Source organism: Lactobacillus iners (genome assembly GCF_011058775.1).
Taxonomy (GTDB): Bacteria; Bacillota; Bacilli; order Lactobacillales; family Lactobacillaceae; genus Lactobacillus; species Lactobacillus iners.
Window position 1 is genome coordinate 290208 of the sequence record NZ_CP049230.1, and the last position, 16284, is coordinate 306491.

16 protein-coding genes are annotated in these 16284 nt (G+C 33.9%); 11 read left to right on the forward strand and 5 right to left on the reverse strand.

Annotated elements, in window-relative coordinates; genetic code table 11:
- Position 1: 1 nt before the first annotated feature.
- The 11 genes from G6Z82_RS01525 to G6Z82_RS01575 all read left to right on the forward strand — a co-directional run bounded on the left by G6Z82_RS01525 (position 2) and on the right by G6Z82_RS01575 (position 9398).
- Entirely contained in the window at positions 2-859 is an 858-nt protein-coding gene (locus tag G6Z82_RS01525; protein ID WP_006735166.1) for a DNA polymerase III subunit delta, read from the forward strand.
- Positions 860-925: 66 nt separating this feature from the next.
- Entirely contained in the window at positions 926-1228 is a 303-nt protein-coding gene (gene yabA, locus G6Z82_RS01530) for a DNA replication initiation control protein YabA (protein WP_230453909.1), read from the forward strand.
- A gap of 2 nt (positions 1229-1230) precedes the next feature.
- Positions 1231-2085 carry a 16S rRNA (cytidine(1402)-2'-O)-methyltransferase gene (rsmI, locus tag G6Z82_RS01535; RefSeq protein WP_006738310.1) on the forward strand — a complete coding sequence of 285 codons (855 nt, stop codon included), beginning with the start codon at positions 1231-1233 and terminating at the stop codon, positions 2083-2085.
- A 9-nt stretch (positions 2086-2094) separates the two neighbouring features.
- Positions 2095-2814 (forward strand): acyl-[acyl-carrier-protein] thioesterase, encoded by a 720-nt coding sequence (locus G6Z82_RS01540; protein WP_006735156.1) that lies wholly within the window; start codon positions 2095-2097, stop codon positions 2812-2814.
- A 13-nt stretch (positions 2815-2827) separates the two neighbouring features.
- Positions 2828-3565 carry a tRNA (adenosine(37)-N6)-threonylcarbamoyltransferase complex dimerization subunit type 1 TsaB gene (tsaB, locus tag G6Z82_RS01545; RefSeq protein WP_006730431.1) on the forward strand — a complete coding sequence of 246 codons (738 nt, stop codon included), beginning with the start codon at positions 2828-2830 and terminating at the stop codon, positions 3563-3565.
- Positions 3566-3593: 28 nt separating this feature from the next.
- Positions 3594-4076 carry a ribosomal protein S18-alanine N-acetyltransferase gene (gene rimI, locus G6Z82_RS01550; protein ID WP_006730430.1) on the forward strand — a complete coding sequence of 161 codons (483 nt, stop codon included), beginning with the start codon at positions 3594-3596 and terminating at the stop codon, positions 4074-4076.
- 19 nt (positions 4077-4095) lie between these two features.
- The gene (gene tsaD / locus G6Z82_RS01555; protein WP_006735146.1) at positions 4096-5142 is read left to right on the forward strand and encodes a tRNA (adenosine(37)-N6)-threonylcarbamoyltransferase complex transferase subunit TsaD; all 1047 of its coding nucleotides are present in this window, start codon (positions 4096-4098) and stop codon (positions 5140-5142) included.
- 31 nt (positions 5143-5173) lie between these two features.
- Positions 5174-5863 (forward strand): response regulator transcription factor, encoded by a 690-nt coding sequence (locus G6Z82_RS01560; protein WP_006732483.1) that lies wholly within the window; start codon positions 5174-5176, stop codon positions 5861-5863.
- Positions 5853-7034: a sensor histidine kinase gene (locus G6Z82_RS01565; protein WP_164785726.1), complete on the forward strand. Its 1182-nt coding sequence runs from the start codon at positions 5853-5855 to the stop codon at positions 7032-7034. Before G6Z82_RS01560 ends, G6Z82_RS01565 begins: the two co-directional genes overlap by 11 nt.
- A 34-nt stretch (positions 7035-7068) precedes the next feature.
- Positions 7069-8628 carry a UDP-N-acetylmuramoyl-L-alanyl-D-glutamate--2,6-diaminopimelate ligase gene (locus G6Z82_RS01570; RefSeq protein ID WP_006731750.1) on the forward strand — a complete coding sequence of 520 codons (1560 nt, stop codon included), beginning with the start codon at positions 7069-7071 and terminating at the stop codon, positions 8626-8628.
- A 23-nt stretch (positions 8629-8651) separates the two neighbouring features.
- Positions 8652-9398, forward strand: coding sequence for an aspartate/glutamate racemase family protein (locus tag G6Z82_RS01575; RefSeq protein WP_006728904.1), 747 nt, complete (start codon positions 8652-8654; stop codon positions 9396-9398).
- 82 nt (positions 9399-9480) lie between these two features.
- On the opposite strand, the gene G6Z82_RS01580 is transcribed toward G6Z82_RS01575, so the two are convergent.
- From G6Z82_RS01580 to G6Z82_RS01605, 5 genes are all read right to left on the reverse strand, one after another.
- On the reverse strand, positions 9481-10143 hold the full coding sequence (locus tag G6Z82_RS01580; RefSeq protein WP_010222209.1) for an HD domain-containing protein: 663 nt from the start codon (positions 10141-10143) through the stop codon (positions 9481-9483).
- A complete protein-coding gene (locus G6Z82_RS01585) occupies positions 10143-11534 on the reverse strand; it encodes an MFS transporter (RefSeq protein ID WP_006728902.1) in 1392 nt (463 codons plus the stop codon). The genes G6Z82_RS01580 and G6Z82_RS01585 overlap by 1 nt, the downstream gene beginning before the upstream one ends.
- A gap of 673 nt (positions 11535-12207) precedes the next feature.
- Positions 12208-13362 (reverse strand): NAD-binding protein, encoded by a 1155-nt coding sequence (locus G6Z82_RS01590; RefSeq protein WP_006732526.1) that lies wholly within the window; start codon positions 13360-13362, stop codon positions 12208-12210.
- Entirely contained in the window at positions 13352-14014 is a 663-nt protein-coding gene (locus tag G6Z82_RS01595) for an HD domain-containing protein (protein WP_006731743.1), read from the reverse strand. The genes G6Z82_RS01590 and G6Z82_RS01595 overlap by 11 nt, the downstream gene beginning before the upstream one ends.
- Before the next feature lie 480 nt (positions 14015-14494).
- Complete coding sequence (locus tag G6Z82_RS01605) at positions 14495-15997, reverse strand: AcpB/EbpR/MafR family transcriptional regulator (protein WP_006733550.1); 1503 nt, start codon at positions 15995-15997, stop codon at positions 14495-14497.
- Positions 15998-16284: the final 287 nt, after the last annotated feature.

Genomic DNA, 16284 nt, shown 5'->3' on the forward strand with positions numbered 1-16284 from the left:
AATGGTAAATTTAAGCAATGTTGATCAGCAACAAACTAAGATTTTATTTGATGCATATTTGCACGATAAAATAGCTCATGCATATTTATTTATTGACCCTACTGGGTACACGGCACTAGCGACTGCGTATTGGCTGATTTGTTTATTAAATTGTACAGGTGAACATAAGCCAGATGCCAATTGCAATAATTGTCAACGTATTTTAAATGGCAATCACCCTGATGTTTTTTTAGTTGAAGCCGAAAATAAAAAGAGTCTTTCTATTGATCAGATTCGTCCTTTAAAAGAAGAATTGGCTAAAAAACCAGTCGAAGGTAGCCGTAGGTTTTTCATTGTTAAAGATGCATCATCACTAACTTTATCTGCTAATAATGCGTTATTAAATTTGTTAGAAGAGCCAGTAGCTCCAGTTGTGACCATTTTAATTGCTAATAATGAAAATACAATATTACCTACTGTGCGTTCTAGAACACAGATTATTCATTTTGCACCAACTAAGCAAAAAAGTAGTGTTACCGAAGATCTTTTGACTTATGGATTAAATGAAGATGAAATCGCAGATATGGGAGATGTTTCTAACTTAGAGCAGGAAATCACCTATTTATATCAGGAGTTATGTCAACAAAATGAGTTATCGATTGTTAGAGCTTACAAGATTTCGAAACTAGCAGCTAAATCTAATCTGCAAAAATTTGTGTTTTATAAGTTAGCTAAGATAGCTATGGAAAAGATTGAAAAAAATAAAGATTATCTTTTTGCACCAAAACTACTTCAATTATTGATGGAATGTGATAAAATGCGAACAAACAATGTTAGTTTTTATAATTGTTTAAATTATATAGTATTAAGTTTTAACTAGAAATGAGTGTTTAACTTGTTAGATCCTTTTGCACAATTAACACAATTAAAAAATAGTCTCAAAGCTATGACTAATACGGTGGAAAATTTAGAAATTGAAATGCTCGATATTTTAAAAGAAAATACAGAGCTGAAAGTTGAAAATCAATTATTAAGAGAAAAGATTAATAAATTAGATCATAAAGAAAATAATGGTAGTGTAAAGCCGCAAGCAGGATTGAAGTCTTTGCGTAATATTTATGATTCTGGATACCATATTTGTAATATGTATTACGGTTCTCATCGAGATCAAGGTGAAGATTGTATGTTTTGCCTAGATATTTTGGATAATTTTGTTAATCATGGTAATTTGAGCAATAGAAAGAAGTAAGCATGCAACGACAAAGTAGTTTTAACGACGAAACACAAGGTTGCCTTTATTTGGTGCCAACTCCTATCGGAAATTTAGAAGATATAACTCTGCGTGCCAAAAGAATTTTAATGGAAGTAGATTATATTGCTGCTGAAGATACGCGTACTAGTGGGATTTTATTGGAAAAAATTGGCGTACATAATAAAATGATCTCTTTTCATAAGTACAATTCCAAGCAACGAGCTCCAGAATTAATTGCACTTATGAAAGAAGGAAAGAAGATAGCGGAGATATCCGATGCTGGTATGCCTGTTATTTCTGATCCTGGCTTTATTTTAGTACAGGAATGCATTAAAAATGATATAGCAGTTATTCCGCTTCCAGGGCCTTCGGCTTTTGCTACGGCTTTAATTGCTTCAGGTTTTGATGCCCAACCATTCACTTACTATGGCTTTTTATCAAGGAAAGCTACCGAACAAACTGCTTTTTTTAATAAAATGGCTACTTTTACTGGTACGTCAATTTTTTATGAAGCACCACATCGTTTATTAAAAACTTTAACTAATTTACAAAAAGTAGTTGGTGAAAATCGTGAGATAGTTTGTGCTAGAGAATTAACCAAAATTCATGAAGAATTTATTAGGGGTAGTATTGGTGAGATTACTAATTATTTTGCTGAAAATGCACCACGTGGAGAGTTTGTAATTTTGCTTTCTCCAGCTAAGGAAGAAGAAACTATATCTATCGATCAGATGTTAGTTGAAGTTAATCAAGCAGTTGCAAGTGGTATGAGCAATAAAGACGCTATAAAAAATATTGCCAAAAAATATAATATTTCTAAAAATGAATTATATGATAAGTACCATCAAAAATAAGGAATTATTATGGAAAAGTTGGAGAAAAAATATACAATAAAATCCCACGATTGCGACGAAAGTGGTCGTCTAAAGATGTCCATTTTGATTAGCTACATGATGGATACTATGAGTCATTTGCTTGATCCTTGTATTAAGATTGAACATGCTGGTTGGGTTGTAGTTAATTATCAATTTGATATTAATAAATTGCCAAAATTTGATGACCAAATTACGATTAAGATTGATTTGTGTTATTATAATCGCTTTTTTGCATATATCAAATTTTTAGTTAAAGATCTTCAAGAAAATGAGCTAGTTACGATTAATAGTCAGTGGATTTTATTTGATTTGCTTTCACGCAGGATGATTGAGTTAGATTCAGCAAAAGTGGGGATTTCAGATGCTCAAAAAATAGCAAAATTACCGCATTTTGACCGCATTAAAGTTCTTGCAGGGCAGGAAGATTTTCAGCGAAGTTATCGTGTAATGTATAGTGATTTGGATGTCAATCATCATTTAACTAATGGTCGCTATTTTGATTGGATAGTTAATACTATTCCACGAGATTTTTTGAATAGTCATTCGATGGTTGCAGCTTCAATTCAATTTCGTAAGGAAATTTTATATGACCAATCTGCTGTTGTAACATTAACATGGAATGCTGATCACAGTGTAAGTTATCATACGATTAAGCGTGATGAGCAAATATTAACTGTTGCCAAGATTAGTTGGGTTAGTGATAAATAGGAAGAGATAGTTGATGAAAGTTTTAAGTATTACTACCGCCACAGACCACTTGAGTGTAGCCTTGACTGACGGAGAACAGATTATTGCAGAAAAAAATGAATTAGGGATGCACAATCATGCTGAGCGATTAGATCCATTAATTGATGAGTTACTTAAGGAAAATCAGTTAACGTTGCAAGAAATTGATCGCTTTGCAGTCGCACAAGGTCCAGGTTCATATACTGGATTAAGAATTTCAATTACGACTGCCAAAATGTTTGCTTCTATTTTGAATAAGCCATTGGTTGGTGTTTCGACACTAAAGGCTTTAGCTCAGGGAGTAACTAGTAATCGGGAAATTTTAATTAGTGAGCTAGATGCTCGCAATTTAAACTTCTTTGCAGGTGTGTATTTAAAAGAAGATGGTCAATTAAAGCAATTGCTTGCAGATGGACATTATAATTTATCTAAATTATTAGATAAAGTTGCTCAATTAGAGCTTGACTATCCAATTGTTTTTGTTGGAAGTGATATAGCCAATTATAAGTCTGAAATTGAAGCTTTTTTCAGTCCATCCCAATATAGACAAGCAGCAGCTGAAGAAAATATCTTACATGCTACAAATATTGGTAAGTTAGCTGTAGATGAAATTGCCCAAGATCCCGATCTATTTTTACCTAGATATTTAAGAAGAACGCAAGCAGAAATGGATTGGCATCGTAAGACCGGAAAGGACTTTGCATCAGATAGTGAATATGTTGAGGAAGTTTAAAAGTCTTTTTTGTAAGTCAGACATTGATATGACTTTTAATCCGATTAAAGTAAAAATAAATGGTTTGCAATATTACCTTCGTAAAGCTGATTCATCTGATCTAGTTAATATTTTGGACTTGCAATATCAATTGTGTCCGCGACCTTTGTGTTGGAATATTAAGTATTTAACAACAGAAATAACTAACCCAGAAAATATTTATTTGGTGCTTTATTGTCGACAACAATTAGCAGCTGTGTTAGGTTTAAAGATGAGTTCTGATGAAGGTCATATTGCATTTATTGGTGTTAAATTAGAATATCAATTTCAAGGAATTGGTACTTTGTTGCTTCAGCAAGCTATCACATTAGTTCAAAATAATTACATTGATAAGATTACTCTGGAAGTTAATGTTAAAAATGTGCATGCTCAGCGGATATATCGAAAAATGGGTTTTATACCAGATAGTATTCGTAAAAATTATTATGCAACATTGCAAGAAGATGCCATAAATATGGTTTTGAAACTTTGAAATAGAAGGAAGAAAGATTGTGACACAAAAAAATATTCGCATTTTAGCATATGAAAGTTCATGTGATGAAACATCGACTTCCATTGTGAAAAATGGTACGGAAATAGAAAGTTTAATTATAGCAACTCAAATCAAAAGTCATCAACGTTTCGGAGGTGTGGTTCCTGAAGTAGCAAGTAGACACCATATTGAAGTCATTACGCAGATAACTAAAGAAGCCTTAGCTCAAGCTAATTGTACATGGAAAGATATTGATGCGATTGCCGTCACATATGGTCCTGGATTAGTTGGTGCGTTGTTGATTGGAGTTAGTGCTGCTAAAGCCGCTTCGATGGCGACTAATATTCCTTTGATTGGTGTTGATCATATTATGGGACATATTATGGCTGCTCAATTAAAAGATACTATTGAATATCCAGCATTAGCTTTACAGGTATCTGGCGGACATACTGAACTTGTTTTGCTAAAAAGCCCGATTGATTTTGAAATTATTGGCGATACTAGAGATGATGCTGCCGGTGAAGCATATGATAAAATAGGCAGAGTCTTGGGCGTTAATTATCCGGCCGGAAAAACTATTGATACATGGGCACATCAAGGTCAAGATACTTTTAAATTCCCTCGTGCTATGCTAGAAGATTATGATTATGACTTTTCTTTTTCTGGCTTAAAGAGTGCCTTTATTAATACTTGTCATCATGCAGATCAAATTAACCAAAAATTGGATAAATATGATTTAGCTGCTAGTTTTCAGGCGGCTGTCGTTGACGTATTAGCTTACAAAACTATGCGTGCTATTAAAGAATTTAAGCCGAAGACGTTTATTTTGGGTGGTGGCGTAGCAGCTAATCTTGGATTGAGAGAGCGATTAAACCGAGAAATTGCTGCGATTAATCAAGATCATCAATTGAAAGTGATCATGCCTGATTTGAAATTATGTGGTGATAATGCTGCAATGATTGGTGCTGCAGCTTATAATCTGTATGTTGCTGGTCAATTTAGTGACTTAAATTTAAATGCAGATCCATCATTGGAATTACCTTATTCAGATGAATTGTACAAATAATAATTTTTATGAGAGATTGAAAGGGAAAAAAATGGTAAAAGTATTAGTTGTAGATGATGATAAAGAAATTGTTGAACTTTTAAGTATATATTTAAAAAATGAAAATTATGATCCTGTAGTTGCATGTGACGGTAGAGAAGCTTTAACTAAATTTAGAATGGATCCAAGTATTACATGTATCATATTGGATATTATGATGCCAGAAATGTCGGGTCTTGATTTGATTAAAGAAGTGCGTAAAGATTCTGAAGTTCCTATTCTAGTTGTCTCTGCACGAACTAAAGACCTTGATAAAATTCAGGGATTACTAACAGGTGCTGATGATTATGTGACTAAACCTTTTAATCCATTAGAAGTTATGGCTCGTATTCGTTCATTGATTAGACGTAGTGAAAAAAATATTGTCAGTGATATGCCAGATTTAATAGAAGTTGGTCCACTAGTTATTAATAAAGATTCGCATGTTGTAAAAACTTTAACGGGCGTGAAAATTAATTTGACAGTCTTAGAATTTGGCATTTTATATTTGTTAGCTAGTCATCCAGGGCGTGTATTTTCCGCTAATGAAATATTTGAACGAGTTTGGAAACAAGAATCGATAGTTTCAACTAAGACAGTAATGGTTCATGTTTCACATCTTCGCGATAAGATTCAAGAAGCTACTGCAGGTTCTGAAGTAGTTCAGACAGTGTGGGGCGTAGGATATAAAATTGAAATATAATAGTTGTGATGAAGAAGTAACTTTTCTAAGTAAAAAAGAAAAAATACGATTAATATTAGAAGCAGTTGTTACATTTGTATTGTTATGTTTGTTAAATTTGTCGCTATTAGTGTTGTTAAATTTACTGATTTTAGGTAGTTCAAAATTTGTGGATGGCATATTATTATTTAATAACACGTTAAATAATTGGAATCATCTACCTTTCTTTGCGTGGCAAAAAGTAATAATAAATGTGATTTTTGTTTTAGAATTATTTGTCGTATATCTGCGAATGATGCGTCGGTATCATCAATTTCAAATGTATCATATCATTAAAGAATTGCATTATATTGCGGATGGACATTTTAATTATCGAATACCATTTAAATTTAAGGGACCATTGCAAGATGTAGTAGATTCAATTAATGCTTTAGTTGATAGTACATGTATGGCTATTTCTGAAGAAAAAGCTGTTGAAAAGTCCAAGGATGAATTAATTGCTAATTTATCACATGATTTGAGAACACCTTTGACTTCTATCATTGGTTATATGAGTTTGCTAAAGATGCATCAAAATAGTATGTTACCAGCTCAACGGCAAGAATATCTTAATATTGTTTTTGATAAATCTTTGCAAATGAAATCGATGACTAATGATTTATTTGAATATGCGACTCTAAATTTTTCACATGATAAAAAATTAGAACTCGAGCAAATAAAAATATCATCACTAATAGAACAAATTGCTGCAGGTTTTGCCTTAGAAGCTGAAAAGAAACAGATTGATATTAAAACTTCTTGTGAACCGCAAGATCTAGAGATAGCTGTCGATGTTAAAAAGATTGTCAGAATGTTTAACAATTTAATTTCCAATGCGGTTAAATATGGTGTTGGTGCTAAAAATATTTATGTTTCTGTCAAAAAAATCAGTAATGATATGGTGCAAATTATCGTTTCTAATGATGGACAAGCTATTCCACAAGATGCGTTGGGTAAGTTGTTTGATCGATTTTATCGCGTTGAAGAATCACGTTCACCAAAAACTGGTGGTTCAGGATTAGGACTAGCTATTACTAAAACAATCGTCGAGATGCATCATGGAACTATTTTTTGCACATCTAATCAGAAATTGACTTCTTTTATTATCGACTTACCTATAAACATACAAAAAAATAATTTGGATGTGCTATAATTTACACTGAATTGATTTAATTGGGAGAGAGAGCATGAGCGAGTCAAGCATTTCATTAAATACGTGTATATTGATATTGAAAGAACATCATTTATTAAAATCATGTGCAACGCAAGATGTTGTTTCAACAAAGATGGATTATATATCATATGATTCACGTGATATTAAAACAAATACGTTATTTTTCTGTAAGGGAAAAGGATTTCGTCCTACCTATTTATCTTATGCTAAAGAAAATGGTGCAATTTGTTATGTAGCAGAGCAACCATATCCTGAAGGAAAAGGGATGCACGCTTTGATTGTAAGCAATGTAACAAAGGCCATGTCATTGTTATCAGCTGCTTTTTATCGTTTCCCACAAGATGATTTATTCTTAATAGCTTTTACTGGAACCAAAGGAAAAACAACATCTGCTTATTTCTTAAAAGGAATCTTAGATAAGTTAAATGGTGGTAGAACAGCTTTGTTTTCATCTGTTGATGATGTAGTAGGGCCTAAACCTGAAGATCGTTTTAAATCGAGTCTTACAACGCCAGAATCTCTAGATTTATTTAGAGATATGCGACGTGCTGTAGATAATGGTATGACGCATTTAGTTATGGAAGTATCATCTCAGGCTTATAAGAAAAATCGAGTTTTTGGATTAACTTATGATTTGGGCTTTTTCTTAAATATTACGCCAGATCATATCGGAGTTAATGAGCATCCTAATTTTGAAGATTATTTACATTGTAAATTGCAATTAATGGTTAATTCCAGAAAATGTATTATTAATGCAATGACTGATCATTTCGATGAAATCTATGCTGCTGCAACAACTACGACTAATCCGGATAGTATCTATTTGTTTGCACGTAATGATTATGATAATCCAGATTTAAAACGTCCAATTGATTTTAGATTTGCTTCTGTGGAAACCGATATGTGTGAGACTAAATTCAAACTATATAGTGAAACCGATGCTGCACGTAATATACCTGTTGAAGGAAATTATAGTTTGAAGATGATAGGCGATTTCAACGAAATTAATGCTACTGCTGCAATTATTGGAGCAGGTTTAGCTGGAGTTAATTATCAAGATTGCTATGATGGTATTAAGAATGTTACTATTCCTGGAAGAATGGAAACCTTAACGACTGCCAATCATGGAACAGTTATCGTTGATTATGCACATAATAAGGCATCGATGATTGCTTTGATGAGTTTTATGCAAAAAGAGTTTGATAGTCCTAAGATCATTGTTGTAGTGGGAGCTCCTGGTGATAAAGGTATTTCTCGTAGGGCAGGCTTTAGTGAGAGCTTGAGTTTGTATGCTAACCAAGTATTTTTAACTACTGATGATCCAGGTTTTGAAGATGCCCAAGTTATTGCTGATGAAATTGCAGCCGGTATTGATCATGATCGCTGTCAAGTAATGATTGAATTAGATCGGCAAAAGGCCATTGCTGAAGCTATCAAAGGGGCTAAAGATGATGATGTTGTATTGATATGTGGTAAGGGTGCTGATCCATATCAAAAAATAAGAGGTGTAGATACTCCTTACCCAACAGATATTAAGGTAGCTCAAGAAGTAATTAATAAATTAGAAAATTAAAGTACTGAAAAAGGTATAAGTATATGGAACATTTTTTTTCGATAATTGGCGGTATGGGTACTATTGCAACAGAAAGTTATGTACGGTTGATTAATAGTAGGGTTAAAATCAAATGTGATCAAGATTATTTAAACTATATTTTGGTTAATGATGCACAAATCCCAGATCGTACTGCTTATATTAAAGATCATACACAGCCTGATTTTTTCCCAGCATTGCGTAGTGATGTTTTGTCACAGGCTCAATTAAAACCAGATTTTTTCGTTATGCCATGCAATACTGCTCATTATTATTATAATGAGTTAGCTTCTTTGACAGATGTTCCATTTTTACATATGATGCGAATTGCAATACACAATTTTATTGATAATTATCCTAACGAAAAAAAGATTGGATTGATTGCAACTGAAGGATCTATTTATGATCACTTATATGCTGATGAGTTAAGCAAAGTAGGTCGTCAGGTTGAATTTGGTGGACCTGAAATTCAACCTTTAGTTAATGAATTGATATACAAGAATATTAAAGAAAAGGGCATAGTTGATGCACAACTTTTTTATAAAATCTTGCAATTGATGCATGATAAATATGGTTGTCATGTTATTTTGCTAGGATGTACAGAATTATCTTTAGCACAAGAAAAAGCATCAGATCATCCATATAATGTTATTGATCCACAATCAATTATTGCAGATGTCACCATTGATGTTGCATTAAAAATTAGACAGGGTATTGAACCGCAACAGGCTCTAAAAAAATATATGTATTAATCAAAACAAATGACCACACTAGAGTATAAGATGCTCCAGTGTGGTCATTTTCTTAAATCTGTTGTGTAAGAACGGATGAAATTCAGCACTCATCTTTTACATCTGTTTCCATTTGGAATTCAGATAAGAAATCACGCATATACTTTGTTCGACGAATGGCTTCCTGTTTTCCCGTTCTGGTATTCATTGAACTTGCTAATTTCAGCAGCTTTTCATAAAAGTGATTGATGGTTGTACTTTTGTGATGGCGATAATCATCGTGTGTTTTGATTTCCTTCACTGATATTTGGGGATCATATATTTCCTGCCCAGTGTGCCCGCCGTAAGCAAATGCACGTGCTATGCCGATAGCACCTAGTGCATCAAGTCTATCAGCGTCCTGAACACATTTACCTTCGTTAGAAAGCTGATAATGGTGTTCAATGTTGTCAGCATATGACATATGTTGGATAATATCTAAAATGTCTTCTCTAGCAGGAGTTGTAATATTCTCATGGCTAAGTATAATTCGTATTTCTCTCAGTCTATTCTTTTTATCTGTAGTGACTTTTTCATCTATGGTGTCATGCAAATAGCTAGCTGCTTTCACAACATACAGACCAATATCAGTTTCATCTTTTTTAAAATCTTCTGTATATATTTTTTGAGCTAGCTTAGCCACTCTTTGAGCATGAAGAAAGTCATGCCCAGATGGATCAAAGGCCATATTTTCTTTAGAAAATGATTTTATATCATCTAAACTCATTACTCTTTACCTCCTTTAATTACTTTATTTCGTAAAGCTACCAAGCATAGAGAAATTGTGAATACGGCAACAAAAAACAAAATCAAGAAATTGATTGATAACCCCAATTTTGTCCCTGAAATTATACTCCCTTGTTGTTTCTGCAATAGAGAAATAACAGATGACGATATTGCAATTCCAACTGCTCCTGAATAAGCTTGAACCGTCATATAAATCGAATTACCATCATTTACTAACCCAGCAGGTAATTGAGACAAACTATAGGTCATGATGTTACTGTAGCTAAAGCTCAATCCCACCATAAAAAGCATATATATTAAAACCAGCCCGCCAATACTTGGTGTAAATAGGTTGGCACCCAAAAAGGTCAGTCCAATGATTGTACAGCCACTTATAATGGGTAAGCTGGGTGTAGTTTTATCGTAAATAATACCAGCAACCACCGATAGTACTGCATCAATCACAGCAGCAGGTGCAACTAGGAATCCTACCAAGCCAGGTGACTGGTCAAAAAGTATTTGTAGCACATTAGGGATTAAGTATGACATACTCAAAGAACTGAATTGCAATAGAAAAAAGGCACTTAACAACTGCAAAAAGCGTTTGTTTTTAAAAAGAGCTAATTCCAACAATTTGTGGCTCTTATTTTTTTCATTAAGAAGGAAAAGCAAGCCGCTAAAGAAAACGGTTCCTAGTAAAATCAAATTAAATTTCAAAGAGCTACTATTAGCAGTCAAGTTAACAATAAACATCAACGCCGTTGACAAAAAAATGGTCAAGCAAATGCCCCCACGGACATCAAAGGGAACGTAATGAATCGGTGAACTTTGTTCAATACTAAGCTCACCAAGCAGCCAAGTAACAATAATCATTGGTATTAAAATTATAAATAGAAAATGCCAGTTTAATGTGTCCTGAATTATACCGCCATATATGGGTCCCACTGCTGGTGCCAAGGCAATAACTAAGCTACCTATCCCCATAAAAGTGCCAACTTTCTCCTTTGGTACTTTATGTAGTATGACAGCAAACATCAAGGGTAATGCGATTCCATCGGCAATGCCCTGACATAGACGGCCTAGCAAAACTAAATTAAAGCTGTTGGAAAAGCTGGCAATCAATGTACCTACTAAAAAGCTTAAGCACGAAACTCTAAATAAGGTTACCACACGAAACCGTTTTAAAAAGAATGAGCCCAATGGAATTAAACTAGTTGAGACTAACATGTATCCAGTAGTCAACCATTGAACTTGATTGATGGGTATAGAAAAATACTTTGTTAATTGTGGGAAGGTTATGTTTAACGATGTTTCAACAACTATTCCTAAAAAGCTTAAAAGACCAATCGAAATTATTGCACTCAATAATTTGCTGTGTTTCTCTTGAAACAAGAATGACACCTCCCGAACATCACATATAGATTTTTTACATATATTATATCACTGTATATGGTATTTAAGCCGTGCTCCTATATTTTCAAGAACGAACAATAGTTCCTCTAGCCTTTGAGAAACTACACTTAAAATAGTCGCAAGTCCGTTATAGCCATGCTATAATGTAGACTGAAAAAAGGAAGCCCCGTTGAAAACAGGACTTCCCACGCAAGTCGCTTCAAAGGCGGTGGCGAAGTTAATAAGACAGCATTAAGCTACCCTGAACTGGCCAAAGTTACGCAGGGCGGCTTTTTATTTATGGTGCTTGTCGATATAGCTGAGTAGCACGATTAAAAACGTGTTAAACAGCAATATCAACTAGAGTATTTGGAAGACACTCATTTACTGTGACACCTTCCTGAAGATTATTACATGTTCCCATGGTCCTCACCTCGCAAGGGAAAAGACAGCCATTAAAACTTCTTGCTTAATCTATTTATACAGAAACTTTGACAAGGAAACCAAATTTCATCTTAATATTGTTATCAACTGTTCCAATGAAAGTTGCACTTAATAAGGTATTTTTAATACTACGATCAAAGTTTAGCAGCAACTAAAAGCAGCTTAGAATCTCTTTGTCGGTAGCAACCAGAGCTTATTTGTATAATTCTTTAAGTTTTTTTCATTTAATTCAACTTTTAACAAATTTGAATATCTCTACCAACCATTCTTTAGCAATTTTTTCTCTGTCGTTTTCATTTAATTCAACAATTCCTTGATTTTCTTCACCTGAAATGTCTTTTTGTAGTATAACTGCCATTTCAGCCTGTGTTAATTGGACATAGGAAGCTAATGTTGATATAGAGTATGTGAAATTAATTGCGTTCCCTGAATTTGCTAGAATAACAGTCTTATTGCTTTTGGTTTTTAAAATTCTATACCCACCATTGTGTCCATAGTGGGGTAATTCGTTGATTATTTGACTATTTTTAAAAGTATCGTCCGCTGAAGTTACAGAAAAGCTATATAAAGTATGTTTCAAATCCAATTTTTTTAGTTGAAGAGCATCAATAGACTTCTCCCCATTAGCTATATACACAATATCAACGTCAATTAGCTCAGTATATATATCATTAGTTATTTGGTACCCATGGGCTAATGCATTAGCTAATCGTATTGCTCTTTTATCAGCAACTATGACTATTGCACCACGTTTTCTTAAATTATCCGCTATACTGGAGCCAACTTTACCATAGCCAATAACTAGTGCTTTCTTGCCTAAAAGCGTCGTTCCATAATCTGCTAAAAAGATTTCGGATTTGACTACAATCTCATGTCCAACCAAAAAATCTTCCTCAATTTTTAAAGAACTTCTTGCCACTGATAGTATTGGGACTGATATTGAATTATTGGACAGCTTATCTTCATACTTTTGGTAGCCATTTTCCGTATCCTCGATTATTTTAACCAATTGACCTTTAAACTGTTTCTGAATGTCACTTAATCTGGGTACAAAATACCCACCAATATCAATAATTGCAAACGTGTCCTTTCCGACAATTTTCTTTATCCAGTTAGGTGTATCAACGTCTGCTAATTCTTTCCTAGAAACATCTAATATTGTACAAGTCTTTGATAAATGTTTAAGGACTTTACGATCGATACTTTTAGGCTTGGGTATAAAGTACACTTCGTAGTGTTCACATAAATAGTCTATAAAATCCAAACTGTTAATCACGGCGTGCTCTACGACAAGGATTTTTTTTGGATTAGACTGTCCTTTATTAAAAAGTGTAGCGACTTTTTCGAAATACGATTTATCTAATAGATACTCATTATGTCTCATCTTTTACACCTGTTTCCATTTGGAATTCAGATAAGAAATCACGCATATACTTTGTTCGACGAATGGCTTCAAGCTTTCCCGTTCTGGTATTCATTAAACTTGCTAATTTCAGCAGCTTTTCATAAAAGTGATTGATGGTTGTACTTTTGTGATGGCGATAATCATCGTGTGTTTTGATTTCCTTCACTGATATTTGGGGATCATATATTTCCTGTCCAGCGTGCCCGCCGTAAGCAAATGCACGTGCTATGCCGATTGCACCTAGTGCATCAAGTCTATCAGCGTCCTGAACACATTTACCTTCGTTAGAAAGCTGATAATGGTGTTCAATGTTGTCAGCATATGACATATGTTGAATAATATCTAAAATGTCTTCTCTAGCCTGAGTTGTAATATTCTCATGGCTAAGTAAAATTCGTATTTCTATCAGTCTATTCTTTTTATCTGTAGTGACTTTTTCGTCTATGGTGTCATGCAAATAGCTAGCTGCTTTCACAACATACAGACCAATATCAGTTGCATCTTTTTTAAAATCTTCTGTATATATTTTTTGAGCTAGCTTAGCTACTCTTTGGGCATGAAGAAAGTCATGCCCAGTTGGATCAAAGGCCATATTTTCTTTGGAAAATGATTTTATATCATCTAAACTCATTACTCTTTACCTGCTATATAAAATGTAGAAAAGCATGGAAGAATGGGATCTTTCATGCTTTAAAGGTTTATACTTTTTCTTTCATTATATCATATTATTGATGAAGCCTACGCATTAACTCCTGACGGACAAAATTCTTTTAAGCAAGAAGCTATTGATCGATTAATTACTTTGTCAGATGAATTAAGAAATGATATCGTTATTATTCTTGCTGGATATTCGCAACCAATGAAGAAATTTTTACAAGCTAATGAGGGGCTTTCAGTGGTTTTCTCTTAATCCCTTACTGAACACCCCTTAAAGGGCCAACTTTTTTTAGTTGGAATACAGTGATATGAAAAGTCAAAGACTAAGCGTCGCTAATATAAAATAATGGACAATGTAAACCCAAAACAGAGAGAAATGACAGGTTGGTATACAGAAATAAGAGGAGCCCTTTTTGGAAAAAATGTCCCTCTTAGTAAGGAACAGTTTGAGAGGTCATGAATCGGAAGACGGAAAGAGCAATTGATAGATCCATTCAACATCTTGACCAGAAGGATAGCCACTAATATAGCGGGTTTTGATTTGCTTTAATTCTATAGGTAAAGCAGTCAGTAGTGCGTCCACTTGGTTAGCTTCCAAATGCAAAAGGCTATTAGGCGAATGGATAGATACTAGCTGTATCTTATCGTCAAATAAGAGATTAATTTCATATGCCCAATGTTTACGTTGCAATTGGTTAATGGTATAAAGTCCTAAACGAATGGGTTGGGTAGGTGTTTTGAGTTGACGTAAGGTTTGAGGGAAGATGTGACAATAATACCAAGTTGCTTGTAAGGTACGTGTATCGTTGCAAGGAATGTGCATTTGTTCTTGAAATGCAGTTAAAATCCTTTGCATTTGGGTTAAGAAATGGGGATCAATGCGTTCTAGTTCAGTACCGACAGCTAAACAGTCCTGCTCATGTTGGTAAATTTCTTCTTCAAAAGAGTTAGAATCTGTACTGTGAAAGGTGCAGAGATTATAAGCGGTTAGCAAGAAAAGATCAAGTGCCTCCTCGTCTATTGATTGAATATGAAATGCGTGCATTAAGGAAAGCATATCTGATTTTAAGGTGATAAGTGCCTGATGCAAAGTGGGATCGGTTTGAGCACATTGCCACATGTAGTGAGTATCATAACTGGTCTGATGACTGATAATATTAACTAGGAGTTGTTCAACAGCTTCGTTAGAAAAGGTGATGCCCAGTCTATCTTCTAAGTTATGCAGATGATCGTGATTAATTGGATCACTGAGATAACGGCGGCAGGCATCATAGTCGTAAGCTGGGCGAATATCTTCCACTAAGTGCCCCTGACGATAGCGTATCACATTAATGGCAAGAATAATGGGAAGGATGGGATGATCGCTGAAGAAGGCAATGAGTGGGATTTTTTCAGCAATTAAAAGCATTAAATCTTCTATTGCGGATTGACTAACTTGATCAAACGGCCAGTTAGATAAGTTATAGCCAAGGAAGTAATAGTCCGTAAAAAATTGACGAACGATACGTTCAGGACCAGTTATTTGGACAGGATGCGTGGTAATAGATAAGGCAGAATAATGGTTAGTGATAAAATCTTTGAGTTGTGTTAAGTCATGGTACATGACTGAACGACTAATGTATATTTTTTGAGCCAATGCTTTAAATGTATTGATATGCTGTAAAAAGCATTCATTAATGAGTGACATGATGGTTAAATCTTGTTTGAGCATATAGGTGAAAAAAGCCATACTAAGTGGGACAAATGCTTTAAGAGAAATTTGAGTCTTAGTGATAGTGATATTAAAATATTGGTCAAACAGTTCATTCAACTCGCTAATATCATGTTTCAAAGTGGGATAGGTAATATTAAGATAATCCATCAAGAAATGAATAGAAGGTGGGGAAGTAGGATGATCCAATAAGTAGGCAATTAAGTTCAATTTTCTTTGTATAGATTTCGGCAATAGCTCAAACATTCAAAAGAGCTCCTTTCAAAGTTGAAGGGGTTTGACTTCACTATTATTTACATAAATTAAATAGAAGTCAATGTTAACATGTGTCATTTTTGACAATCTAAGAGAATCTGGAATAAGACAGGGATAGTGATATAAAAAGAAAACGAAGGGGATAGCAACAAATTTGTCCTTTTTTTTTTTTTTTTGAGAGAATTTAGAGCATATAAAGTATAGATAATACTGGTGAAAAAGAAGAAGATCTGATGTAATAAATAATAGATAAATAAGTCGTGAACAATAATGATTTA